This is a genomic window from Photobacterium iliopiscarium (assembly GCF_003026395.1).
GTDB classification, from domain to species: Bacteria; Pseudomonadota; Gammaproteobacteria; order Enterobacterales; family Vibrionaceae; genus Photobacterium; species Photobacterium iliopiscarium.
Genome location: NZ_PYOO01000002.1, coordinates 344,950 through 370,680, shown reverse-complemented (window position 1 = coordinate 370,680; position 25,731 = coordinate 344,950). Strand labels below are relative to the sequence as shown.

The window sequence follows — 25,731 nt, the reverse complement described above, 5'->3', positions numbered from 1 at the left end:
TGGTACGTTATCCATATAAATCTAATTCCCAAAAGTGCAGAGGACAATTAGGTTTATCCGTATTAGCTTAAAGACACAAAATAAAGCAAAGGGTGTGACGTTAAAATAAGGGGGTTGGCGCTGTAGCTAACCAACCCAAGGGGTTGTTCTTTATTCGTTATATTGGCCACTTACCTGTTTGTTGTAAGTGTTGAAGTTGAGCAATGTGTGGGGTGATATCACCAATATTTGCGGTGATCCAGTCGTCGTTATAATAGGTTTCTAAGTAACGTTCACCGCTATCACATAACAAGGTTACAATTGAACCTGTTTCACCGCGCTGTTTCATTTCAGTCGCTATTTGTAGTACGCCATACAGGTTAGTGCCTGTTGAAGCACCGGCTTTACGACCAATAATCTTTTCTAGCCAATGGACTGTTGCAACACTGGCTGCATCAGGAATTTTTCGCATTTCGTTAATCACATTGGGAATAAAACTCGGTTCAACCCGAGGTCGGCCAATCCCTTCAATACGGCTACCGACGTCTAACGTGATAGTGGCATCTCGTTCCATAAAATAGTCATAAAACACTGAATTTTCAGGATCAACCACACATAATTGAGTAGGATGCATTTGGTAACGAATATAGCGCCCAATAGTGGCAGACGTACCACCTGTTCCTGGGCTCATTACAATCCAGGTTGGAATAGGAAAACGTTCAAATTCCATTTGGTTAAAAATACTGTTCGCAATGTTGTTATTGCCACGCCAGTCTGTTGCTCGTTCAGCATAAGTAAATTGGTCCATATAATGACCCTTTAACTCTGTTGCTAAACGACGAGATTCTTCATAAATCGCGGCTGATGAATCAACAAAGTGGGCTTTACCACCATAAAATTCAATTTGTTCAATTTTTTTAGATGCTGTTTTCCGTGGCACAACCGCAATAAATGGCAGTCCGAGTAAACGTGCAAAATAGGCTTCTGATACTGCGGTACTGCCTGATGACGACTCAATCACCGTAGTATTTTGGTTTATCCAACCATTACAGAGTGCATACAAAAACAATGAACGTGCTAAACGATGTTTTAAACTTCCCGTTGGATGTGTACTTTCATCTTTTAGATAGATATCGATACCGTCAAGGCTGGGTATATCGAGTTTAATCAAATGGGTATCGGCAGAACGTTGATAATCTGCTTCAATCGCTTTTATTGATTTACTGATCCATGCATTTTGTTGTGGTTCGGTATTTACGTTTACATTCATTATCTTACCTCTTTGCTTCATTCGATCCATCGAGTGTTTACTTAATCAACTCCCTTGCAGCAACTTGGGTATATAGTAAACAATGCTGATAAAAAAATCTTTATTTTATTTGTTGTTTATTGGTGTCTTTATGGAAAAATATTCTACTTTTAAATTATTAATTGAAATGTGATTCTATTTTTTGTGTTTTATTTGGAAGTTTATTTTTGTTATCTTAATGTCTTTCAATAAGAGTTACCACTGTAGGTTTAAAATTCAAGCTTGTCTATTGAGAAACGACAGAAATACCGTGTGAGCGATCGTTATTATTAGTAATTTTTTTGCCTCTTTGTTGAATAAGAGGTATTTTTTAGTAAGTATTTACCCTTTTATCCTAATTGGTGGAATTAATGGCAGTTTTAGATAGTGTTGATAGAACGTTATTACGTTTATTGCAAGATGATGCAACCATGCCGCTGGCAGAACTTGCAGACGCTGTGAATTTAACAACCACCCCATGTTGGAAACGATTAAAACGTCTTGAAGAAGATGGTATTTTGCGCCAACGGGTGGCATTGCTTGATCCCGTCAAATTAGGTATTGCTTTTACTGCATTTGTACAAGTAAAAACCAGTAATCACTCACAAGATTGGTTTAATCATTTTGTCTCAACGGTAACGGAATTTCCTGAAGTGATGGAATTTTATCGAATGGCGGGGGAGTATGATTATATGATGAAGGTACAAGTTGCAGATATGCAAGCTTTTGATAATCTGTATAAAAAATTAGTAGCATCGGTGTCTGATCTGACTAATGTGACGTCCACCTTTGCAATGGAACCACTAAAATACACCACCGCATTACCTGTTTAACCGCACTAGTATAGTAAAAATAACCCCGAGTCATTATCGTAGTGATTCGGGGTTATTTTTAGCCATGTATTCAACGTAAATTAACGCTGACGAATTAATCCTTCCTGAACCGCCGATGCAACGAGTTGTCCTTGCTGATTATAAATCTCACCACGAACAATACCGCGAGAACCGCTAGCTGATGGGCTTTCAATAACATACAGTAACCACTCATCAACTTTAAATGGACGGTGAAACCACATTGAATGGTCAATGGTTGCCACTTGCATATTAGGGCTGAATAGCGTCACTCCATGAGGATGCAATGACGTAGTTAAAAATCCCCAATCAGACGCGTAAGCCAACATATACTGGTGAATACTTAATTCATCTGGCATTTCACCATTGGTTTTTATCCATAAATATTGCTTTGGTTCTGCAATCGTTGGTTTTAAAGGATTGATAACCGTCACTGGACGCACTTCAATCGGGCGCTTGTTACCAAACATTTCAACAATCTTTGGTGGTAAATATTGTGCGACCGATTCAACCAAATCACTTTCAGACGCTAAGCCTTCAGGACCCACTACATTTGGCATTGTAGCCTGATGTTCAAACCCTTGTTCATCGGCTTGATAAGACGCGGTTAAATAGAAAATAGGGCGGCCATTTTGAATAGCTTTTACACGGCGAGTACTAAAACTTCTACCATCACGCAGCGTTTCAACATCATAAATAATCGGTTTTTCTGGATTACCCGGTAAAAGAAAATAGCTATGAAAAGAGTGTAAATGGCGCTCTGGATCTACCGTTTGCTGCGCTGCGGATAAAGACTGCCCAATAACTTGACCGCCATATACCTGTGGCAAACCTAAGTTTTCACTTTGGCCTCGAAAGAGTTCACGTTCAATTTGCTCTAATTGCAATAAAGTTAGTAGTTCATCTAATTGTTTGCTCATGGTACATCCTGAAAAATAAAAACTAAGGGAATGGTATGCTGATTTAGCGCTGCTGCCAATATGCCTATGAGTGCCCTTGCCATCGATAATAACGCAGTGATATTCGCCCAGTATCAGATACGGTAATGTTTTCTGCTCGTAATGCCGTAATTTGTCTTAATAATGCATCATCTTTTAATGAAATACGGCCTTGGCTATTAATCACGCGATGCCATGGTATTTTTGAGCCCTCAGGTAAGGTTGCCATTAAGCGTCCAACATGGCGAGCATACCCAGGAAAACCCGCAAATTTTGCAATGTCGCCATACGTAGAAACCTGCCCAAATGGAATTTGATAGACTTGGCTATAGATTTGATTGCAAAAGTCGTCCATATTTAATAAGTAGCCGTTAAAGAATATGCTTGGTAAATAATAACGGTTCTATCTTTTTAGACAACAGGATAACGCAAGGAGGTGTTGCCATGTTGTATGCTGCGTCATTGGTTACCGTTACCTTAATTTTAACGGTATTAGGTGTCAGTGCTCTCGGCCAGACAGCGGGAGAACTGCCTGTGCTAGCGCTTGCTATTCCTGCATTGTGGTTATTACCGCAAAGTGGTGTCGCAGGCTGGCTATTGCTCTGTGGCTTAGGTGCTTATGGTGCAATGTTACCTGAACAACCCCTCGCCTTATCGATTAGCCTGTTTATGATGTTACCTATCCTCATTATTTGTACATCAGCTAAAGGTTGTTGGCAGCTTGGTGCATTAATGGTTTCGATTGTACTCTCAATGAATGTTGGCCTAATGGCATTACAAGGTGAGGGTAAACTTGAAGGCAGTATTAGTGCTACTTTAATCCAGATTATAGCGATTGGTATTATTTGGTACGCCGCCCGTTGTTGGCGTCCTATTGCGGGCAACACATGGTGGCCATTATTAGCCGTATTGCCATTATGGATCGGTGATATGGCAGCCGCTGCATTAGTGAGTTTGTGTGTTACGGGGTTAATTGCCGCACTACAAAGCCTTGTTAAAATAAAACATCAAGATTGGATCCCACGTCTTGCTTGTATATTACCCGCGATTGGATTTACCACCTTAGTGGTGTTGCCACAATTTAGTGTTGAGAATCCGATTTTAGTGTCATGGCTGTTGGTATTAGGTGGCGGATTGTTAGGTGAATCACTATTAGATGATCCTGAAGAAGAGGATGAATAATATTAACTAACGGGCAATAGGTTGACTTTATTACTATTTTGTTTAAATTCGAGTAAATAATCAGCACTTAAACAAAAGGGTAAGATAACGGCTTGCATTGTTGGCGAGGTTAATAGATAATCCTTCCCGTTATCGAAAGAGACAAAGAATCTATGGAGGCCCCCATTGGTCCTCCCGCAACACTAACCTGTGAACTCGGCCAGGCCCGGAAGGGAGCAACCGCAGCAGGCGTCGTGTGTGCCGGGATGTGGCTGGTGGGGGCTTCCACCCATCTAGCGTTTAGCAAATCCCTTTCTTATCAAAAAGTTACATTCTAATTCACTCTTTACAGTGTAGTTCAATATTATTGTTTTGTTCTTTTTATTACTATCAATAATAAATACTTCGTTATAATCGTCAAACTACCAAACTACCAAACTACCAAACTACCAAACTACTCACATATTTAGATCTGTAAGCGTATTACAAGCGTCATTTAATCTAAGCGTTATGTGGATTCAAGTGTCATGTGATCCAAGCGTTACCTAACCACAGAACCTCCCCCGCGTCATTCCCTACAGTGAGGTTACGAACGAGATAGGGAATCTACTAATAGCGTGTTGTAGCGTTTTAGTTGTGGTTGCTAATTTATGGGTGTCCTATATTTCTTTCATTTAATCTAAGCGCCATGGTGATTCAAATACTATGTGATCCAAGAGTTACCTAACCACGGAACCTCCCCCGCGTCATTCCCTACAGTGAGGTTACGAACGAGATAGGGAATCTACTATTAGCGTGTTGTAGAGCTAATTGTTTTTATTTTTGTTGTAACTAGTTTGTGGACAGAAATCATTTAGAGTACTAGATCTACTCAGTTTGATAGATATTAGGAAAAGTAAGGGTATGTTCAACTTTTAACATCACCCTTCATGATATTTCCAATATTTACTTATATAAGGTGGCTTGGGCTTGTCCAACACTTCGGATAGGTGTCGGCTGCGCGACACATATCCTTATCTGTTATGTGTACTGTGCATATAAATCCGTGATTGATGGAGCTTCAGACAAGCACCAATTCGCTGGAAATTTTATCTCTTGCTGAGTTTCGACAGCATGTTTTGCTTTTGGAGAGTCAGACATTTTGCTTACTGTTGCTAATTTATCGAGCAATTCCATTTCAGTATTATTTTGAATAGGACTCATATACTCTTGCAATATTCCCCAACCAGTATCCCAACCTAGTAATTCAATCTTATTTAATGAAAATAGATCTCTAATAAGATTTCCTTTGATAAATGGAAGCCCTGTTAGGTTAAGAATACCAAATTTTTCAGGTGAGACATCTCCTGACCGACATAGTCCCCACGCTTCCCCTGCATAAATAAAACGAGAAGATGGAACATCTAAAGGATTAAAATCTATGTTAAGGGTTTTCAAATGAACATCATCAAGCTGGGCATCAACCATAACCCATCGGGATTCACTGTCATTCCAATATTCACAAACCCAATGGTCTTCAAAATGGTCTTGCGTTAAATATGTAGCAAAACCACACCGTGTACGAGCAGGAATTCCTTTAGTTCTAAGAACTGTGCATAAAATTAGTGAAAAATCCCTACAAATACTCACAACTCTATTTTGGCTCTTTTTATTTTTGTTTAATGAATTATGTGACTTTACAAAAGCGAGATCCAGAATATCTTTAGCATATCTCATTTGCATTTCTGTGAATTTTGCAGAATCTTCAATTTGGAAATCATATTTATCCAGCCAGTAAGCATGAACCAATAAATTTTGTACAAATTCACATAGCAGTCCAATATCATTAGGTAACTCATCAATACACGAGCGATGAATACTCGGATCAGTATATTCACTAACCTGCTTATAAAATAAAGTTTCCATTGTAGTCCTTGATAAAATAAGTGAATTTAGATGTACACATAACAACTTATTATATTAACAACTCACCCGAATCTGTTCTTTGAGCATGCGCCCGTATTTATCTCGCAATAATATAAAAATCATTATAAATCAGATGCTTTTTTACTTATGAATCCCGACAGTAATCACTAAATCGGGCACTTGCCATCTAGTTTCCAGTTTTTCTATTAGTAGTCATCAGCAGAATATAGGGCAACCATATCTTTACTTTAAAAATTAAACGCGCTGTGAGTCTATTCCCTATCACCCTCGCGGGTATTCACTGTAAAGAATAACAGAGGGTTAAGCTCAGCATTCATCGTCAGGGATGACGATAATCAGCCCTGACAATAATGTTAATTATTATCTATTTTCTAAAGAGAAAGTTCTGGGTGTCCTATTTTGATTACAATCAATTTAATTCATAAATATCATGAGATTGATTGCATTATTGTGTTTCAAAGTGTTTGTTAAAAATGTAAGAAATAGCTTAATTAGTCAAATAAAACTAATCCAAAATCACGTTAATACGATATGAATGAGTATTTGCTCTGAATGATAATGGGGCATTTCCGTGTTAGTAACTTTTCTAAATTAGTGTAATCACCATACAATAACCATCTTCATTAGCGCCTTTAATGCTTAAGCTGTGTGGCGTGATGAACAGATCACGGATAGCTCGTATCTATCTTCCGAGATGACGGATAATAATCTGCGTTACACTTTTTATTTTACGATGATCAATAAATTGAGTGATGTAATTAATGTTATGGATGATTATCCGTATATTATTAAATTGTGATTTTATACTTAAATAGAAAGAATCATCCGTTATTTAATATAAGTATCGTTCTTTGAGGTGATGCTTTTATATTAGAGCTTATATAAATAGGTTCTGACGTTGAAGTGAAATTAACAGATTTTAATTAAACAATATTATAACAGCGAAGGATATGACGTTTTAGCGTGAAGGGCAGATAGAACAGAAGGTTTGATAATAGTTTGCGAGATATTACTATCAAAGCTTCTAATAGATTAAATGTATTAGAAGCTTTGCTACAGCTTAACGTTGTTCGTTAAACATTAGACACTATTTTTTTAGAGATTTTTGCTAATTTTTTGGCTTTTTTCTCTTTTGTCGTTAAAGAGGGTTTTTTGTTACCTTTCTTGGTATCTAAAGACTTACTCATAACACTAACCTCTTGTTTTTTGAGGTTGGTCATCTTGGCCAACGACTGATTAAATAGCGACATTCATTTAATATCGCTTTTCTCTAATATGCGCTTATCACTTAAAAATGCAATGACATTTATGCAAACAAAAAACTTATTTTTATGATGTTTCTAACAATAACGATTAACTGGCGTTATGCCTTAAATCGTCTGTTTTTTACTAACGGTATGGTTGATTTTGACAATAGAAATATCACGCCAGTAATTGTATGAAAAGTGTGTTACAATAGCGTAAAATTTTCTTACAATCTGAACGTTAAATAGAACTAATCGGTAAAATTATTTATTACTATTGCTCTATTTTATGCAACGGTACAATGTGGATTTATCTTTCACGGTCAACGTATCTTGCTTTAACGCGACTTCTTTTCATTATGTTGCTTTTTAATTTCAAAGACTTAGTTATCTTTCAGCATAAGCCAGATTTGTATATTCAAAATCAATTAAGGTAAACCATGACAAAGCCTATAGCTAAAGAGCCGACTGCTAAGCCAAAGAAAAAAAAGCCATCGCCTGTGAATAAACGTACAGTTAGTGTTCGCGAACGTATTGAAAACATTAAAGCACAACAGGCATGGGATAAGGAATGGGAGAATGACGAATAATCTCGCGTTAATGAATAAAATTAACACGGTATTGCTATTACATTCTGAGCGCTTAAGCAATTGGGAACGTGATTATTTGAGTAATCTTAATCAAACCGTTATCAATCATGGTCAGTTATCAGAAAAGCAATTGGGATTATTTGAGCAGATATTAGTGCGTAGAAAAATAACTAAGACATAAGTTAATGTTTAATATGGTACTAATGGTAAAACCATAAAATCAAATCCGTCGTTCCTTACCGTGAGGAACGCGCGTGATTGCAAATTGATTAATATAATAATATTTATAGAGCTTATGCAAAGAGCATCGGTTGCTTTTTTATATCACTTAACTAAAATTGATATTTAAGCAGAAACCGTAGCTTACATTATTTGAATGATTTCTGGGGCGGACCAGGTTTTTAAGCATAAGGTATGTTTAATGATTGTTCTCGCACCTCGTACCCGTAAGCTTGTTTACGCTATCTCTTTTGAAACACTTGCGATTATATTAAGCACTTTTTTATTAGCGATTCTCAACCATGGTGAATCCTCTAATTCGCTGCCTGTGGCATGTATTGTGTCAATGATAGCGCTGATTTGGAATTATGCATTTAACTCTGTGTTTGAATTTGTTGAATCTAAGCTGCATATTAAAAAAAGAACCCTCGCTGTTCGATTAACCCACTCCATATTTTTTGAGCTTGGGCTATTCTTATTTACCATTCCATTGTATATGTGGTGGTATGACGTTAGCTTGATGAAAGCCATCGGTATGGAAATGACAATATTAGTGTTCTTCTTAATTTATACCTTTATATTTACGTTACTGTTCGATTTATTATTTCAGGCGAACAATCAAATGATCGCAGCAACCACTGGTGGTGAATAGTTACTGGTTATTGTAATTGTTCAGCTAAATAATCAATAAACGCTCTGATCTGCGGTTTTAGATATTGGGCGCTTTTGTAAACAGCATAGATTTCACCGCTGGTGTTTTCATTATGTGTAACTGTCCATTTTGGTAGCAATATTTCTAATTGTTTACTTTCAATATAAGGTTTAACCATCCAATTGGATAATAATAATACCCCCAAATGTTGTAATGCCGCATTTAATAATGGCGAGCCACCTTTTGATGCTAAATTACCGGTTACTGATATTTTAGTTTGTGTCTTATTTGAATTAAAATACCAATTAGTTCGTTGACGTTCATGGCTGATAATTAAACAGTTATGATTTTTTAGATCTTGTGGGGTTTTTATTTGAGGATTATTTTGAATATATTCAGGCGTCGCAACTAAAGAGGTGGTGTTGGTAAGAAGGTGTCGAGCTTTAAGATTACTATCAATTGGCGTGCCGATGCGAATAGCAATATCTATATTATCACTGTTTAAATCAACCAGATTATTATCTAACTCTAATTCAATGTTTATTTTAGGGTAGCGTTTTAGAAAATCAGGAATTAAATGCGTCAGATAAATATTACCAAAAGTTTCAAATACTGAAATACGTAAAGCACCTTCTGGCGTATTATTATTCCCCTGCATTTCTGATAATAGATTGCGAGATTGCTCAAGTATTTTAATCGACTGTTGATAAAAATATTGACCATCTTCAGTTAATATTAATTGGCGAGTGCTGCGCTTAAACAGGGTGGTTTTGATCTTATTTTCAAGCTTATCAATGTTGCGTGTTACTGATGATGGAGCCATATTTAATGCTTTTGCTGCTTGTGAAAAGCTTCCAGAAACAACAACTTGTTCAAATACGCCGAGTAGATCTAGCATAATAATATCCTTTGTTATTAGGCATAACTTACCATATGGCACTTAAAAATTGTAAATAAAAACCCCCGCTATTTAAACTAAATATTGGGGGTAAGTATTATAATTAGTGTTTCATTTTAGTTGCGAGCGCAAAGCGATTCCATGAGTTAATCATGATGATTTGCATCATTGCTTCTGCTAATTTAGTTTCACCTAATAAACTAAAGCATTCAGCATAGGTTTCATCAGTAACCGCATTATGTGAAATTAATGTCATTTCATCGGTTAATTTTAATAGAGCTCTTTCAGTATCATCAAATAAAGGTGATTCTGACCATGCAGAAATAGCGAATAGTTTTTGTTGATCGATACCTAATTCTAATGCGGAAGTGGTGTGCATTTGAATACAGTAAGCACACTTATTGATCATTGATGAGCGAATTTTAATAATTTTTTTTAATTGATTTGATAATTCAGTTTCAGCTAAGTAATTTTCAATCGTTAACATTGCGCTTAATGCTTTTGGTTGAACTTTCGCAATATCAATACGCTTATTCATAATAATACCTTTCTTTTTATCGTTTATGATTTGTTGGAAAGAGTATATTAATTATTTTTAAACGATGTAATCGATATATAAGCGTAACAGTTTTGCATAAAACGCAAAGATATAACTAAATAATAGGGTGATTCTAATTAAATATAGCTTTAATCTCGGTAATTGGCGATCTCAATTAAATTACCGTCAGGATCACGAAAATATATCGACATGATTTTACCCATCGCGCCTGTGCGTTCAACGGGACCGTCAATAATGGTGACACCACATTGTTCAATATATTGCTGCGCTTGAGCCAAATCAGTGTCGGTAATAAAACATAAGTCAGCACTCCCTATGTGTACGGCTTGTGCTGTGGGCTTAAATTCAGCGCCATATTGGTGGAGGTTTATTTTTTGGTTACCAAAACGTAATCCAAATCGACCATTGGTAAAGGTTATCAGTTCCATGCCTAAAACTGTCTGGTAGAAATCAGCACTAATATTAATGTCTTTCACCGTGAGAACTAAATGGTCAAGATGGCTAATATTCATTACGTTACTCCAATCCATATTGTAATAAGAAAGCCAACCTTTATACACTTTCAATAAGCAAGGTATCGTGGTTGGCAATCTGTTTATACTGATATTATTAGAATAAGCGAAGATTAAAAGCTAACCTTTTAATCACTATTATTAGTGGCTGGTTAACAGTTTTTGATTTAACTCTGGATCATCATGAACAGCGAATTGATTAATTATTTTGGCGGTTGCTTCATTCATGCCTATAAGTTCAGTGGTTGCACCTTGTGATCTTAATTTAAGGATGATTTTATCTAATGCTGTTATGGCAGTGAGATCCCAAAAATGCGCTAACGATAAATCAATTTTGACATGCTTAGCAACGTTATTAACATCAAAGAACGATGAAAAGTGATCCGCAGAAGCAAAGAATATCTGCCCATAAACATTGTAAATTTGTTCATTTTTCAGCGTTGATTTCACGACAACGCATTGGCTAACTTGATGTGCAAAGAAGACTGATGATAGTAATACGCCAATGAAGACACCAATCGCCAGATTATGTGTTGTCACAACGACGATAACCGTCGCTAACATCACGATGTTGCTTGATAGCGGATGATGTTTAATGTTTTTAATGGAATCCCATGAAAATGTACTAATGGATACCATTATCATCACAGCGACTAAAGCGGCCATCGGAATGAGTTTTAGAATATCACTTAAACATAAAATCATTATTAATAAGGCGATACCTGAAAATAGCGTGGATAAACGGCTTCGTCCTCCTGATTTAATATTGATCATCGATTGGCCTATCATGGCACAGCCTGCCATTCCACCCAGTAAACCCGTACCAATATTGGCGATGCCTTGTCCTTTACATTCTTGGTTTTTGTTACTTGTAGTTGAGGTTAAGTCATCAATAATGGTTGCTGTCATCATCGATTCGAGTAATCCAACGGCAGCAAGCGCTAAAGAATAAGGAAAGATTATTTGTAAGGTATGGAACGTAAGGGGAACATCGGGCAATAAAAAGATAGGTAGCGTATCGGGTAATTGCCCCATATCACCAACAGTGCGGACATCTAACCCAAATAATACTGCAACGATAGTTAAACAGATAATACAGACAAGAGGCGAAGGGATCAGTTTGCCGATAATGGGTATAAGCGGAAATAGGTAAATAATAGCTAACCCACTGGCTGTTAATAGATAAACAGACCAAGTTGTATGTGTTAATTCTGGAAGTTGAGCCATAAAAATAAGTATTGCTAACGCGTTAACAAATCCAGTAATAACAGGTTTAGACACAAAGCGCATTAAATTACCGAGCTTTAAATACCCGGCTATTATTTGTATTACACCTGTAAGAATAGTGACGGCCATTAAGTATTGCAGTCCGTGTTCTTTTACAAGGGTGATCATTAATAATGCCATTGCCCCAGTTGCCGCTGATATCATGCCTGATCGTGCTCCGACAATAGCAATAATAACGGTCATTGAAAAAGAAGCATATAAACCAATTTTAGGATCAACGCCCGCAATAATGGAAAACGCGATAGCTTCTGGTATTAGGGCTAGGGCAACCACAATTCCGGCAAGGAGATCTTTCTTTATATTATATAACCAGTTGTTTTTTATGTAATCTAACATGTTATCTCTATATTTTAGACGTGTAAAAGCCACGGATAAAGTCCGCAAACATTTAGGATCAGGAAGTTTTAGCTATGGCAGGCATAGCAGAGTGACAGCAAGAGAGCTGCATTTTTAGAGTAATGAGCAGGCGCTCATTAGAGAGAGGTTAAGGCGGCGTAATCTTCAAGTTTAACTACTTTTATTTGGGAGTATGATAATGAAATCATGCTCGGCGTTTTAGAAGTGGGTGATGCTAACATAGAAATAAATAGATAACAAAATAGTTAGTAGTCTAAAGGAAATGATTGTATTCGTTTTTTTCGCTTGCTTATTTAGTATGTTGTTATTAGTTTTGTCGAATAACAATTATTGTAGTGATGGGTTAGCAAAGTACTGTTGCTCTTCGCTATTGGTTTATGTCTACTCGGATGGATCTCTATTAATGAATACCACTATTCAAACCATGCTTGGTCATCGCTCTATTCGTCAATTTACGAATGATGCTATTTCTGCTGAGCAATTAAAGACGATTATTGCAGCAGGTATTGCTGCTTCTAGTTCAAGCATGATCCAAGCGACATCGATTATTCGCATTACTGATCCTGATAAACGCACTGCATTGGCACATCTTGCTGGTGATCAGGCTTATGTAAAACAAGCGGCTGAGTTTTTAGTGTTCTGTATTGATTATCAACGCCATTATTCTATTAGCGCTGGAGTAAAACCAGAATACACAGAGTTAGCTTTAATTGGGGCGATTGATAGCGGCATCATGGCGCAAAACTGTTTATTAGCGGCTGAATCTATGGGGTTAGGTGGGGTTTATATTGGAGGATTGCGTAATAATCCCCATGAGGTTGATGCTTTATTGAATTTACCGCCGTATAGCGCGGTATTGTTTGGTATGTGCTTAGGTGTGCCTGCGCAAGATCCACAATCAAAACCACGCTTACCGATGGATATGATTTTGCATGAAAATGAATATCAGCCATTAAATAAACCGTTATTAGCTGAATATGACCAACAAACGATTGACTATTATCAGCAGCGTTCTAGCCATAATAAACAACAGGATTGGTCTAGTGCGGTAACGGCAACGTTATCAAAAGAATCACGCCCATTTATCGCGAGTTATTTAAACAGCAAAGGGTTAATGACAAAGTAATATTGTACCAACAAGATTGCGATGTTTAATTTAAGTCCATTGTTTTCATTATTATGATCAGGTGACGTATTAAAAACGCCATTCTGATCATGATGAAATGCCTTTCTGCTAATTGTCTTTAAAATAATAACTAATAGGTTTTGTTTTTATTGGTAGGAAAATAATTGGAATAAGTAATAAGTAACCCCGCCGCAACAATAAATAGCCCACCCGTAATAGTATAAAAGGTGGGTAGTTCATCAAAAAGCCAGTATCCAAAAATACAAGAAAATATAATTTGAAAGTAAAAGAATGGCGCTATATGTGATGCTTCAGCGATGTTCATGGCTTTAATTAAACACAGTTGAGATATGATAGTAACAATAGGGATAGTGAAAAAATAAGGCAAAGCATCTAAGGTTGGCGTTTTCCATATATGTGGTTGAGCTAATAATATTGCGCTTGAAATTAAACCTAAAATAAAAAATGAATTAATTAACACTGATAATAATGAGATGCTTGAATCAATGGTTTTGGTAATAAGATTATAACCAGAATTGGCAATTGCAATCAGTAAGGGTAATAAATAAACCCATTGTAAGCCATTTATATCTGTTGGATTTATTACGATAATAACCCCGACAAAGCCTACTAACGTGGCGATGATTTTTATTGGTGTCAGGGTTTCTTTAAAAAATAAAGTGCCCCCGAGCATATAAGCAATGCCCCCCATTTGGACGATGATGATATACATTTCAAGCGGAATATATTTTAACGCGATGACTGATGTGACGGCACACACTAAAAATAAGAGTGCACGTAATATCAACTTACCATTAGTGGCGAGAATGGCGACCTTGGTTTGTTTAGGCATAAAAATAGCCATGCATAAAAAAGGGATCGCAAATCGAAAGAAAACCATTTGAACAGGGTGGTAATCGTGTTGGACGAGGTATTTATCAGCGCTGTCTTTCAGTGTTAACGATAAAGTAGCAATAAGAATTAACATCGCCCCGAGCATATTTTGGTTTTTAATTAGCATGACATTTTCTACTGTGTCGTAAGTTATCGTGATAAGAAAGAGGGACAACAATAAAGAGTCTGTTTCAAATACGCTATAAATTTCAGCAAACTATTAAACAGTCATTAAAAAATTATCCATTGTTAATGAGTGATCACTATCATTTAACGTGTTGTTTATAATTGGATTATTTATTGAGTGTTTTTGATGTGATTATTTAATGCTCTATTATTGATATCATCTTGCCATTGTCACTATTATTCTAGTAACATGGAATTATAAACAATGAAGGTTGAGGTCAGAGATCAAGATCAGCTACGACGCTATGTGGCAAAACAATTGGGGGGTCAAATGACTTATCAACCAAGAATACCTCCAGAACCAATGGCTGTTGTTAAGTATCGAACTTGTCATCATTAACGCATCCTATGGCTTTAGGGGCGACATTTACACATTCATCTATTAACTCTGATATTGGTGAGGCTCCGTTAGTGTTAGTCTCGTCAGCAATGCGTCATCGTCATCGTTGGAGCATGACACATAAAATAACAACCTATGGAGTAACAATAACGCATGGCTTTTAATGGTTATCTTCAGGCTGAAAATTTACGAACAATAATAGAGATAGGTTAAGGCGAAATAATTTATGGCTATTATTTGGAAGTTACGCCACTACATTAGCATGTTTGCGCGTCAATATTTAATCGCAATCGTTGCTTTGCAAGTGGTTGCTTTACTTAATTTAATACCGTCGTGGTTAATTGGTCATATTGTCGATGGTATTAGTCACGGTACATTGAATCTGAGAACGTTACTGATTGATGTTGCTGGAATTATTGGCTCGGCATTGGCGATGTACGGCTTACGTTATGTGTGGCAAAGCCGATTATATGGGGCTGCTATTGCTATAACACAGGTGCTACGACGGGATCTGTTTCATCAATTGTCTTTGTTGCCTCCGTCATTCTATGCTCGTCGTAGTACTGGCGATTTGATGGCACACGCAACCAATGATCTCAATGCGGTAGAAGAATCTACGGGCATGGGCATTATGACGTTAGTCGATTCTTTTATTGCGGGCTTCACTGTTATTTTCGGAATGATATTTGTTGTTAGTGGTCAGCTAACCGCGGTTGCTTTGTTGCCTTTTCCGTTATTAATTTATTGTACGCATCGATATGGTTCGCGCTTACACCAAGCATTTGATGCAGCTCAAGCCAGTTTTTCTGATTTAAATGAAGAAGCGCGTGAAACCGTCGCTGGCGTGCGAGCTGTTCGTTCACATGGCATTCGTGCGCGCCAAGAACAGCGATTTGAACAATCGTTAGATAATACGCTTACGACAAATCTTGCTGTCGCAAAGGTGGATGCAGCGTTTGCGCCAACGGTTCAAGTTATTTATGGTTTTTCTTTTGTGTTGTCATTGGCTTATGGCGCATGGTTGATTTCACAGGGCAATATAACCATTGGTTTATTTACGACCTTTACCCTTTATCTGGGGCAATTAATGGGGCCCTTTATGCAGTTTGGCTGGCAATTTAATGTGTTTCAACGTGGTAATACATCATGGTCACGTTTAGAAGCACTATTTGCAGAGCAACCGGATGTAAAAGAAGGACAACAAATATTACCCGCAGATGCTGAACCGAATTTAGATATCAATATTGCCGAATTTGTTTATCAGGATGCCAATCAATGTGCGTTGCAAGATATTCAAGTTAAAGTGCCAGCGGCTGGATTGGTTGGCGTAACGGGTCCAACGGGGAGTGGAAAAAGTACATTGCTGCATTTAATTATGCGCCAATTTCCACTGGCAAAGGCCTCTGAAATTTACATTGGTGGCTATGGTACTGATGCACTGACGTTTGATAGCTTACGTCAACATTTAGCCTGGGTACCTCAAAAGCCGTTGTTATTTTCTGGCTCAATTGCTGAAAATATTGCTTTTGCTAAACCTAATGCAACACGTGAAGACATTATTCGTGTTGCTGAAATGGCAGCGATTAAATCTGAAATTGAAGCAATGCCACAGGGGTTTGATAGCATGCTTCGTGAAGGTGGAACTAACTTATCTGGTGGGCAACGACAACGATTAACCCTCGCACGCGCATTGCTTTCTGGTGCCAATATCTTGTTATTAGATGATCCATTTAGTGCTTTAGATATGAAAACGGAAGCGATAATTCGTAAAAATCTGAAGTTGCATTACGGACATAAAACGATGGTATTAGTGACGCAGCGTTTAGCTAATTTGATTAGTGCGGATCATATTTTAGTTTTGGATCAAGGACAGATAGTCGAACGTGGACCACATGCGGAATTAATGCATCAGCAAGGGTGGTATGCAAAAGTTTATTATCGCCAAACTGACTTAAGCTCAGCAGATACAGCGGAAGCACAATCTACATCGCAAGTAGAGGTGACTCATGCTTAAAACAACGGCGGTAAAAACAACGTTATTCTGGCGATTATGGGCATATTCATTGCCTCATAAAGTCCGCTTTTTGGTAGCGTTTATGCTGTTAGCTGTTTCTGTAGCAGCAGAGATGACGATCCCTTGGTTAGCGAAGATTATTGTTGATGATGTGATTGTGCCGCAACACTTTGAATGGCAGTACCTTGGTTGGCTTATTGCGGCAGTAATGGGATCTTATGTGATTGCTGCGATCTTTTCGTATTGGCAAGCGATAACATTTCGTCACAGTGCATTATTGGTTATCAATGATATACGTCGAAATTTGTTTAGCCATATATTGAATTATCCGATTCGTGTTTTTGATAAACAACCAGCAGGTGTTTTAGTGTCATATATTACTAATGACACTGAATCAATGCGCGAAATGTTTGTGTCGACCATTCCAACGATCATTCAAGGTGGATTGCGAATTAGCGCGATTTTTATTGCGATTGCAATGCTGGATTGGCGCTTGATGTTACTGAGCTTAGTGCTTATTCCAACCTTGTTATTTACGATGCATTTATATCGGAAAATCTCGATGCCAGTCTTTAATGGGGTTCGAGAGCAGATCAGCTATATCAATGGTCGATTAAATGAGTCGTTACAAGGCATGGCGTTAATTCAAGCGTTTAGACAACAGGCTGCTTTTCGAAATAAGTTTGAGCAGGAAAATCAGCGATGGTTTGCGTTTCGATCTAAATCTATTGGCATTGATAGCTTAATGTTGATTCCATTAACCCGTTTAGTGTCTACATTAACCGCTGCGGGCATTGTGGCATGGTTTGCAACCGGATCGTTAACGACGGTTATTGATGTGGGTACGTTATATGCTTTCTTAAACTATATTGAACGCTTTTTTGACCCCTTTAGACAGTTATCAATGGAGTTACGAAAGTTGCAGATCGCAACGGTATCATCGAAGCGTATTTTTGAACTGTTTGATGATAAATCTGAGTCTCAATCACCGTTAACAACGAATGTTGCGATACCACAACAATGTGATATCGAATTTCGCAATGTTAACTTGAGTTATGAAGAGGGGCAGCCCGTTTTAAAAGATGTTAGTTTTGTCGCTAAAGGTGGAAAGTTCACCGCGATTGTTGGACATACTGGCAGTGGAAAAAGCTCTATTATCAATGTATTGATGCGCTTTTATCAACATCAGCAAGGGCAAGTGTTGGTTGGTGGACAGCCGTTAGTGTCGATCCCTGAATCACAGTTACGCAAAATGGTTGGTTTAGTGTCTCAAGATCCAACCATTTTTAGTGGTTCGGTGCTCGATAACATTGAATTGTCACATGCGATATTAAATGAAGATCGTGCGATCAATGCTGCTAAACAGGTGCGAGCGGATGATTTTATTCAACGCTTAAATGGTGGTTATCATCATCGGCCAAGCATTGGTGGTGGATCGTTATCGGTTGGAGAGCGCCAATTATTAGCGTTGGCGAGAGCGTTATCCCACAATCCACAGGTGTTTTTATTAGATGAGGCCACCGCTAATATTGATAGTGAAACAGAAGAAGCGGTCAAAATAGCCTTGGATAATATTCAAGATGGTAGAACTGTCATTATTGTCGCTCATCGACTGTCGACGGTTCAAAATGCAGATCAAATCTTAGTCATGAATCACGGTGAAATTGTTCAAAGTGGAACACATGATGCTTTAATTACTCAAGACGGTGATTATCGAGATCTCTATTTAGCACAGCAAGAGCAGCAGCAAAATGAACAATTAACCACAACCTTTGGACTCACATCGGCAACCCTGTCATCGACATTATAGATAAAAATCAGTGTTAAATTAAGCTAGATTAAAGAGTGATTAAAGTATGAATATCAATAAAAAAACAGTGATTGCACCACAGATTATTGAAGATGTGTGTGAGTGGGCAATTATGCATGGTGTGGCTTTTCGTCAAGCGGATAATACTGCTAAGCATTGCCCATTGAGTATTGCTCCGATGACAATTGAGCGTGAGGTTTATGCGCATTTACGTCGTGTGGTGCCGCTTCTTACTAAATTGATCACCAATGTGGCTGAAGATTCTGATTTTTTACAATCCTCATTGAGTGATATGGCAAAAGCGGATCCTTTTTTTGGTCGCTTAATGGCGCTTCATCAGCAAATCCATGGCATAGCCACTCATCCTCTCGATCCTGCTCGTCAGCCATTACTGTTAATGCGAACTGATTTTATGGATGATCGTCAATATGGCGCTAAAGTCATTGAATTTAATGGTATTGCTGCGGGTATGGCTCCATTTGGACAACGTGCAACTGAATTTCATGCCTTTATGCAACGTCAATGGCCTGAAACCTATCAATCATGGTTAGAAGATGCCGCTGCCATACCCGCTGAAAATGAAGGCTTAACACAATTAGCTAATGGCATTGTGACCGCTGCAACCCAAATAAAAGCCGATTTTAATGAGCAAGGCTCACCGGTATTTTTAATGGTGGTGCAGAAAAATGAAGATAACGTTTACGATCAGCATTTGTTAGAAATAGCGTTGCAGCAACAAGGTGTGCGTACTGTCAGACGTACCTTTGAACAATTAAGTGCCCAATTAATAACCGGCCCAAATCAACGCTTGATCTTAGACGGGGTTGGCGCGATAGATGTAGTGTATTTACGTGCGGGTTATCAATATTCAGATTATTGTGCGCCAGATCTTCATGAAGCGGTGTGTTGTTATACGTTAAGCCAAATGCGCGTCTTTATTGAGCAGCATCATGTTGCTCTTAATGCCACGGTTGGTCAGCAGTTAGCAACCAGTAAAACCATGCAAATGTTGTTAACCATGATGCCTGCCAAAGAGTATGTTCGCTGGGGCGTTACACTTGAGGAAGCACAGCTAATTAAAAGTGTATTAGCTGAAATGAAGCCGATTAATACTGATACTATTCATTGGTTTAATACTCAAGCGATAAAAAGTGAGTGGGTACTTAAAAACCAAGGTGAGGGCGGTGGTCACTGTGTCTTTGGTGATGATATTAGCGCAACGTTAGCGAAATTAACGGTTGCTGAATATGATGCTTGGGCGTTAATGCAGCGTTTATATCCTCATGAACGAGACGTACCGACTCTTGCTATACGCGATGCTAAAGCAACGGTTGTGAATGATTTAGTTAGCGAAATAGGTTTATTTACCGCTTATTTCAACGGCCAACCAGTAACCGATCTTGATGGTTACGCGGGGTATTTAATTCGTAGTAAACCTGCGAGTGAAAATGAAGGTGGGATCCATAGCGGTAAAGGTATTTTAGATTCTTTAGTCTTGATTGATTAACACCGCAGTATAAAAATCTGTATAAATACCTGAGTTAAAAATAAAATTGCGGTAAAAGCTATTGTATTAGTATCGCTAATGGTCATATTAGGTGGCTGTTAGCGACATTTAGCCATTGGAGTGCACCGCAGTGCTTAACCGAACCACCGTTCTTTCTACATTTTTGCTTTCATTATGTTTAGTCGCTCCTTCTGCCTTTGCGGGTACGACTCAGCACAATGATTATCAAGCGCTCCCTGCGAAAAATGAAATAGTGACCAACACCGATTTTGGTAATCAAACGTATATTTTTCATTTTACAAATAATGGTCAACGTTTATCGAGTATTGATTTTCTTGATCATATGCAAACACAAGCCACAGCATGTCGTAAGTGGTTATATGTGCCCGCATTTAGTAATTTGAATGTAGCCGGTGAACTGGTATTACGCGTAAGGACACATTACGATTCGACGACGCATAGTTGTACGGCACATGCTTATTCAGGTAGTAATGCGGGTAATATGAATAAAGTATTGATGATGTTTCAAAAGAAAGAGTATGTCGATATTGCAGGGTTTAATTTATCAGCCAGTGGATTTACCGCAGCTGCTGATACATTATAACGGTTAGTTGTATTGGAAATAGATGTTAAATATTATTTAAATTACATGTAAATATATACGCTACTGGCAAAAATATAACGGCAAACTATTATTTGAATCCTTGCGCGTTATTATTATTTATTTTTGAATGTGACAAAATGTTATTGCCTTTAATATTGGCATTTACTTTTTCGTTACATTTGAATTGTTTTTATTTATGACATAGTTATTTATGAAGTAGTTATTTGTTTTATATTTATTGTGGAGTGAGAACGTTAAATATCTTGTAGAAATAGTGCTTATCTATTTTTAATGTAAAACAGCGTAAAGTTAGCGTGTAATGATGTATTAAATAGTCAGCCTTGATAATATTGCATACCTTATAAGAATATTGTGCTGGTTTATCCTAGCTCATGTTGTTTTATGTTCTAGGAAATAGATCATGCTAAAGCGAAAATTGGTTTCAATATGGGTTATCATTACTGTAGTACTTACGTTGGTGGGCTGCGATAGTCGTTCAAATACATCATCTATAGCGCCTATTGTACCTGCGGTACAAGTTGAAACTCAGCCAATTAAATCACGCACTATTATTCAGCAAGTGACAGGTTATGGTGTGGTAAAAAGCCATAATGTTGTGGCTTTAAAATGTTTACAGACCAATAAGATCACCGCTATTTTGTTTAATGCAGGCCAAACGGTCACTAAAGGGCAAGTGTTAGTACAGTTAGATCCACAAGTGGCAAAAGCTAAAGTCGCTCATGATCAAGCATTGTTAGTGGCGACGCAGCAGGCATGGCAACGTCAGGCGCGATTAAGTACCAAAGGGCTTATTTCGCGCAGTGTTTATGATGACAGTGAAAGTAGTTATAAGCAGGCGTTAGCACAGCGCAATCAAGATAAAAGTTTATTAGCTCAATTAACAATTAAAGCCCCTTTTACTGGGGTGATTAGTTTAACTGATTACCATGTGGGTGATGTGGTGACGATTGGTAATACGATTGCTACTTTATATACTCCGCACCAATTAAAGATTGAATATCAATTACCCGCATTGCATCGACAGGATTATAAACTCGGGCAACAGGTTGTGGTTCAATCAGAATTAATGTCATCGGTTAAAGCGATAGGACGAGTCACTTATATTGCACCGAATACCGCGACTGGGTTAGTTACATTGCAAGCACAGTTACCCCCCTCGGCTTCATTTTCTGCGGGACAATACCTCAAGGTTGTTCAACAAACACAATTATTAACGCATCAAGTAACAATACCTACTGCGGCTTTAATAACCAATATTGACGGCGCTCAAGCTTTTGTCGTTATAAATAACAAAGCCCGTTTACGGAATGTGAAAGTGGGTAATTATTATGATGGCTATGTACAAATATTATCGGGATTAACGGTTGGTGAACAGCTTGTCGTAAATGGTCAAAATTATTTACGAACCGATCAAAAAGTAGAAATTGTTCATCCTCAGCATGCGCAGACCCCCATTCAATCACAAGTGGCTCAAGCATGAAACTAACAGAACTTTGTTTGCGTCGTCCGGTATTGTGTACCGTATTGTGGTTAATTCCCGTATTTATAGGGTTGTTGTTTAGTCAAAAGTTACCTTGGCGTTATACACCTCAAATTAGCCAGTCAAAAATTCAAATTGCCGTGTATGACAATGCTATTGCTGCGCAAAATATGATGACTGAGGTATTGATTCCAATCCAAAATGCCATTGCGGGGACTGAAGGGATCCGTCATTTATCCGCAACGGCTCGCCAAGGTCGTGGCAGTATAATTATTGATGTTGCCACCAGTGTTGATGAACATGGAATCGATACTTTAGTGAGCGAGATCCATAATGATATTGGTAATATTGAAAGTCAGTTACCTGATGATATAACACCTGAGGTCTTCAAATCTGATGATCAGGGTATGCCTGCAATGCTGATTGGTTTAACGCCAGGACCGCATCAAGCAGAATATGAGTTCCATCAATATGGTATTGATACGTTATTACCGCAGCTTGAACAATTACCCGCAGCGGGGGCGGTGAGTGTTGCTCCTAGCTCATCACAGTCAGTGTTAATCACCTTAAATCCAGATAAAGTACAGCACTATGGTTTAACGTTAAATAATGTGATTAATAAACTGGCTGATATTGACAGTATTACCGCGTTAAGTGGTCAAACATCCGGTAAACAAAGCCAGTATCAGTTGGTATCAACCGGAGCGATTGCGAATATAGATGCCATTAAAAACACCATTGTTGCTGTTTTTGCTCAGCAACCTATTCGCTTATCACAAATTGCCGCAGTAACCATCGGCACGCCCAGTAGCCAGCTTGAATTGCAGCCATTAGTGGATTTTTCTAAGAACAATGCAATGTTGTTTGTGCTTAATCCGCAATATACCGCGACGGCTAATCCGTTGGTGTTATCGCAGCAAGTACATCAATTACTTAATTCGATGACCTTACCCAGTGGTATGAAAGCAACAGTATTATTGGATAAATCAACCTTTATTATTACCTCGCTTCATGATGTTTATGGTGCGATTGGGTTAGCAGTATTGTTAGTGGCGGGGGTGATTTGGTTATTTTTAGGTAACTTACGCATCGCCTTAATTCCGATTGTGACGATTCCTGTTTGTTTATCGTGCTCATTTATTATTTTAAAACTCGCTGGGTTTAGTATTAATTCATTAACTTTGCTAGCAATGCTATTGGCGGTTGGGCTGGTGGTTGATGATGCGATAGTGGTGGTTGAGAATGTCCATCGTCAGTTACGGCATCATTCATCTGTGCGTAAAGCGACGGTGGTTGCTTGTCGTCAAATTGGGTTTGCCATTATAGCGACCACCCTTACATTAGCCGCGGTTTATATTCCAGTTGGATTAGTGGATGGCATTACGGGTCAGTTATTTCAGCAGTTCGCGTTTACATTAGCAGGCACCGTTATTATCTCTGGGCTGGTGGCGTTAACGTTATCACCTATGATGTGCAGCAAAATGATGAATCATCGTCCTGCTGGTCGGTTTGAGGTGTGGATTAATAATAAATTGAATCATTTAGCGATGGTTTATCAACGCGTGTTAGCCTCTACTATTGATTATCGTAAAATGACATTAGCACTGATGGTGGTTATTTTAGCCAGTAGTTATTGGCCGTTTCTGCAAACACCTTCTGAAATGTTACCTGCGGAAGATTCAGGACAAATCTTTTTGTTTCAACCGTTAGTGGGAAGCAGTGATGATGCTACTGAACAGAAAATGATCAGTAACATGAATCAGCAGTTGCGTCAGATCCCTGATATTGCGCATGTGGCTATTTTAACCAGTAGTGATTTTATTCGAGGCTTTGTAACGTTAACGCCGTGGGATCAACGTAAGCTATCAGCACAAAAAATCAGTGAAATGATTAATGATCGCTTAAAAGTGGGAGGCAATAGAGTGTTTACTGGCGTGATCCCTGCGATCGAGACTGGCGGTGGTCGACACGGTAATAGCAATGGCATTGATATTAATGTGAGTAGCAATGCTGATGAACAAACACTGTCACAAGAGATGACTATTGTTGCTCATAAAATTGAACAATCCCCTTTATTTGTTCATGCAAGAAGTGGTTTAAAGTTCAATCAAAATCAATTTAAGATTCATATAAATCGAGTGTTGGCTTCACAATATGGTGTGCCATTATATAATATTCAGCAAGTGTTAAAATTAGCCATGAGTGGTAAGACATTTAATAATGATATGAGTTATCAAGGTGCTAATTATCCATTGCATTTACAATTAGCGGCAGCGTATACCTTAACCCCTGATGCAATTTTACAACTTAGGATCAGCAATAATAACGGTACATTGGTGCCATTATCTGAGTTGATTAGTATTAAAAATCAATTGGGTCCCCATTCTTTAGAACAATATGATCGTGCGACATCTGCCTCATTATCGATTCGATTGGCTGATGGTGTCAGTATGGGACAGGGGATCAGTGCGTTAAATAAAATGTTACCGACTATTCTTCCGGTTAATGCACGTTATAGCTATGTTGACAGTGCCAAACAATATTTAGATGCTAATCAACAAATGTTATTCGTGTTTATTGCCGCGTTAGTGTTTATTTATATGGTGTTGAGTGCACAATTTGAAAGTGTGGTTGATGCCTTAGTGGTGATGTTGTCATTGCCTATCACCTTGTCTGTAGCCTTGTGGGCCTTATATTTTAGTGACTATAGTTTAAATGTGTATTCACAAATTGGGTTGATTACGCTTATCGGTTTGATTTGTAAGCACGGTATTTTGATCACTGAGTTTGCTAATGAACTGCAAGCGCAAGGTTATTTACCACGAGAGGCTATTTTAGAGGCGACTAAAACGCGATTAAGACCGATATTAATGACGTCTTTAACCATGATTTTAGGTACATTACCGTTATTGTGTGAAGCGGGACCCGGTGCGAATGCCATGGGATCGTTAGGAATAATCATTGTTGCGGGGATGGCTTTAGGGATTGTCGATCCTTTATTTGTCGTACCGAGTATGTATGTCATGGTGCAGAAGTTAAAACGTTCAAAGCCTGTCGCATCAACCGTGAGTTTTGATTAAAATGCTTTTTATTGTCACGGCTAAGTTTTGGCCGTGATGTCTATTATTTTATTGCTGACATTGATATAAATATTAATACTATCATTGTACCCAAAACCAACTAAACTTTAAGCATAACAATCGCTGTTGTTAGTCGATTTGCCGGTATTGATTGAGGTGTGTAAAAGAATTATTCAATAAAGGCTAATTTGTGGTGTTAATAGCGGTT

22 protein-coding genes and 1 other RNA gene are annotated in these 25,731 nt (G+C 38.1%); 14 read left to right on the top strand and 9 right to left on the bottom strand.

Going from position 1 to position 25,731, the window contains the following annotated elements; all coding sequences use genetic code 11:
* Positions 1-157: 157 nt before the first annotated feature.
* Positions 158-1,249 (bottom strand): PLP-dependent cysteine synthase family protein, encoded by a 1,092-nt coding sequence (locus C9J51_RS05000; RefSeq protein WP_045036539.1) that lies wholly within the window; start codon positions 1,247-1,249, stop codon positions 158-160.
* 389 nt (positions 1,250-1,638) lie between these two features.
* Here C9J51_RS05000 and C9J51_RS04995 point away from each other — a divergent pair, with 389 nt between their 5' ends.
* The gene (locus C9J51_RS04995; RefSeq protein ID WP_045036538.1) at positions 1,639-2,100 is read left to right on the top strand and encodes an Lrp/AsnC family transcriptional regulator; all 462 of its coding nucleotides are present in this window, start codon (positions 1,639-1,641) and stop codon (positions 2,098-2,100) included.
* Between the two features lie 80 nt (positions 2,101-2,180).
* On the opposite strand, the gene tesB is transcribed toward C9J51_RS04995, so the two are convergent.
* Both tesB and C9J51_RS04985 read right to left on the bottom strand, forming a co-directional pair.
* Positions 2,181-3,038: an acyl-CoA thioesterase II gene (gene tesB, locus C9J51_RS04990; RefSeq protein WP_045036537.1), complete on the bottom strand. Its 858-nt coding sequence runs from the start codon at positions 3,036-3,038 to the stop codon at positions 2,181-2,183.
* 64 nt (positions 3,039-3,102) lie between these two features.
* A complete protein-coding gene (locus C9J51_RS04985; RefSeq protein ID WP_045036536.1) occupies positions 3,103-3,411 on the bottom strand; it encodes an MGMT family protein in 309 nt (102 codons plus the stop codon).
* An 89-nt stretch (positions 3,412-3,500) separates the two neighbouring features.
* Here C9J51_RS04985 and C9J51_RS04980 point away from each other — a divergent pair, with 89 nt between their 5' ends.
* Together C9J51_RS04980 and ffs are read left to right on the top strand one after the other, a co-directional pair.
* Positions 3,501-4,238 (top strand): VP0952 family biofilm-associated protein, encoded by a 738-nt coding sequence (locus C9J51_RS04980; RefSeq protein WP_045039259.1) that lies wholly within the window; start codon positions 3,501-3,503, stop codon positions 4,236-4,238.
* 163 nt (positions 4,239-4,401) lie between these two features.
* Positions 4,402-4,498: signal recognition particle sRNA small type (gene ffs, locus C9J51_RS04975), an RNA gene on the top strand.
* 739 nt (positions 4,499-5,237) lie between these two features.
* Here ffs and C9J51_RS04970 read toward each other — a convergent pair.
* Positions 5,238-6,122 carry a transglutaminase domain-containing protein gene (locus C9J51_RS04970; protein ID WP_045039260.1) on the bottom strand — a complete coding sequence of 295 codons (885 nt, stop codon included), beginning with the start codon at positions 6,120-6,122 and terminating at the stop codon, positions 5,238-5,240.
* A 1,705-nt stretch (positions 6,123-7,827) separates the two neighbouring features.
* Between C9J51_RS04970 and C9J51_RS19470 the strand changes: the two genes are divergently transcribed.
* The 3 genes from C9J51_RS19470 (at position 7,828) to C9J51_RS04960 (ending at position 8,848) form a co-directional block, all read left to right on the top strand.
* Positions 7,828-7,977, top strand: coding sequence for a hypothetical protein (locus tag C9J51_RS19470; protein ID WP_156137083.1), 150 nt, complete (start codon positions 7,828-7,830; stop codon positions 7,975-7,977).
* Positions 7,967-8,158: a hypothetical protein gene (locus C9J51_RS04965; protein WP_045037987.1), complete on the top strand. Its 192-nt coding sequence runs from the start codon at positions 7,967-7,969 to the stop codon at positions 8,156-8,158. Before C9J51_RS19470 ends, C9J51_RS04965 begins: the two co-directional genes overlap by 11 nt.
* A 240-nt stretch (positions 8,159-8,398) precedes the next feature.
* Entirely contained in the window at positions 8,399-8,848 is a 450-nt protein-coding gene (locus tag C9J51_RS04960) for a PACE efflux transporter (protein ID WP_107274885.1), read from the top strand.
* A gap of 7 nt (positions 8,849-8,855) precedes the next feature.
* Here C9J51_RS04960 and C9J51_RS04955 read toward each other — a convergent pair whose 3' ends face one another.
* From C9J51_RS04955 to C9J51_RS04940, 4 genes are all read right to left on the bottom strand, one after another.
* Positions 8,856-9,746 carry a LysR family transcriptional regulator gene (locus tag C9J51_RS04955; RefSeq protein ID WP_045039261.1) on the bottom strand — a complete coding sequence of 297 codons (891 nt, stop codon included), beginning with the start codon at positions 9,744-9,746 and terminating at the stop codon, positions 8,856-8,858.
* Positions 9,747-9,849: 103 nt separating this feature from the next.
* On the bottom strand, positions 9,850-10,284 hold the full coding sequence (locus tag C9J51_RS04950; RefSeq protein WP_045039262.1) for a carboxymuconolactone decarboxylase family protein: 435 nt from the start codon (positions 10,282-10,284) through the stop codon (positions 9,850-9,852).
* Positions 10,285-10,433: 149 nt separating this feature from the next.
* Positions 10,434-10,817 carry a VOC family protein gene (locus tag C9J51_RS04945; RefSeq protein ID WP_045039263.1) on the bottom strand — a complete coding sequence of 128 codons (384 nt, stop codon included), beginning with the start codon at positions 10,815-10,817 and terminating at the stop codon, positions 10,434-10,436.
* A gap of 141 nt (positions 10,818-10,958) precedes the next feature.
* A complete protein-coding gene (locus C9J51_RS04940; RefSeq protein WP_107274884.1) occupies positions 10,959-12,440 on the bottom strand; it encodes a SulP family inorganic anion transporter in 1,482 nt (493 codons plus the stop codon).
* A 424-nt stretch (positions 12,441-12,864) separates the two neighbouring features.
* On the opposite strand from C9J51_RS04940, the gene nfsA reads away from it, so the two are divergent.
* Positions 12,865-13,587, top strand: coding sequence for an oxygen-insensitive NADPH nitroreductase (gene nfsA, locus C9J51_RS04935; protein WP_045039264.1), 723 nt, complete (start codon positions 12,865-12,867; stop codon positions 13,585-13,587).
* A 130-nt stretch (positions 13,588-13,717) separates the two neighbouring features.
* Here the strand turns inward: nfsA and C9J51_RS04930 are convergent, their stop codons facing one another.
* Complete coding sequence (locus C9J51_RS04930; protein WP_045039265.1) at positions 13,718-14,608, bottom strand: DMT family transporter; 891 nt, start codon at positions 14,606-14,608, stop codon at positions 13,718-13,720.
* A 386-nt stretch (positions 14,609-14,994) separates the two neighbouring features.
* Between C9J51_RS04930 and C9J51_RS19465 the strand changes: the two genes are divergently transcribed.
* The 7 genes from C9J51_RS19465 (at position 14,995) to C9J51_RS04900 (ending at position 25,523) form a co-directional block, all read left to right on the top strand.
* Positions 14,995-15,171: a glutamate--cysteine ligase gene (locus tag C9J51_RS19465; protein ID WP_164838134.1), complete on the top strand. Its 177-nt coding sequence runs from the start codon at positions 14,995-14,997 to the stop codon at positions 15,169-15,171.
* A gap of 62 nt (positions 15,172-15,233) precedes the next feature.
* On the top strand, positions 15,234-17,021 hold the full coding sequence (locus C9J51_RS04925) for an ABC transporter ATP-binding protein (RefSeq protein WP_045039266.1): 1,788 nt from the start codon (positions 15,234-15,236) through the stop codon (positions 17,019-17,021).
* Positions 17,014-18,831: an ABC transporter ATP-binding protein gene (locus C9J51_RS04920; RefSeq protein WP_107274883.1), complete on the top strand. Its 1,818-nt coding sequence runs from the start codon at positions 17,014-17,016 to the stop codon at positions 18,829-18,831. Before C9J51_RS04925 ends, C9J51_RS04920 begins: the two co-directional genes overlap by 8 nt.
* Before the next feature lie 46 nt (positions 18,832-18,877).
* Positions 18,878-20,338 carry a glutathione synthase gene (locus tag C9J51_RS04915; protein ID WP_045039267.1) on the top strand — a complete coding sequence of 487 codons (1,461 nt, stop codon included), beginning with the start codon at positions 18,878-18,880 and terminating at the stop codon, positions 20,336-20,338.
* A gap of 130 nt (positions 20,339-20,468) precedes the next feature.
* On the top strand, positions 20,469-20,942 hold the full coding sequence (locus tag C9J51_RS04910) for a hypothetical protein (RefSeq protein WP_045039268.1): 474 nt from the start codon (positions 20,469-20,471) through the stop codon (positions 20,940-20,942).
* Between the two features lie 421 nt (positions 20,943-21,363).
* On the top strand, positions 21,364-22,443 hold the full coding sequence (locus tag C9J51_RS04905; protein ID WP_045039269.1) for an efflux RND transporter periplasmic adaptor subunit: 1,080 nt from the start codon (positions 21,364-21,366) through the stop codon (positions 22,441-22,443).
* Positions 22,440-25,523, top strand: a complete 3,084-nt coding sequence (locus C9J51_RS04900) for an efflux RND transporter permease subunit (RefSeq protein WP_045039270.1) — start codon at positions 22,440-22,442, stop codon at positions 25,521-25,523. Before C9J51_RS04905 ends, C9J51_RS04900 begins: the two co-directional genes overlap by 4 nt.
* The last annotated feature ends 208 nt before the right edge of the window (positions 25,524-25,731 follow it).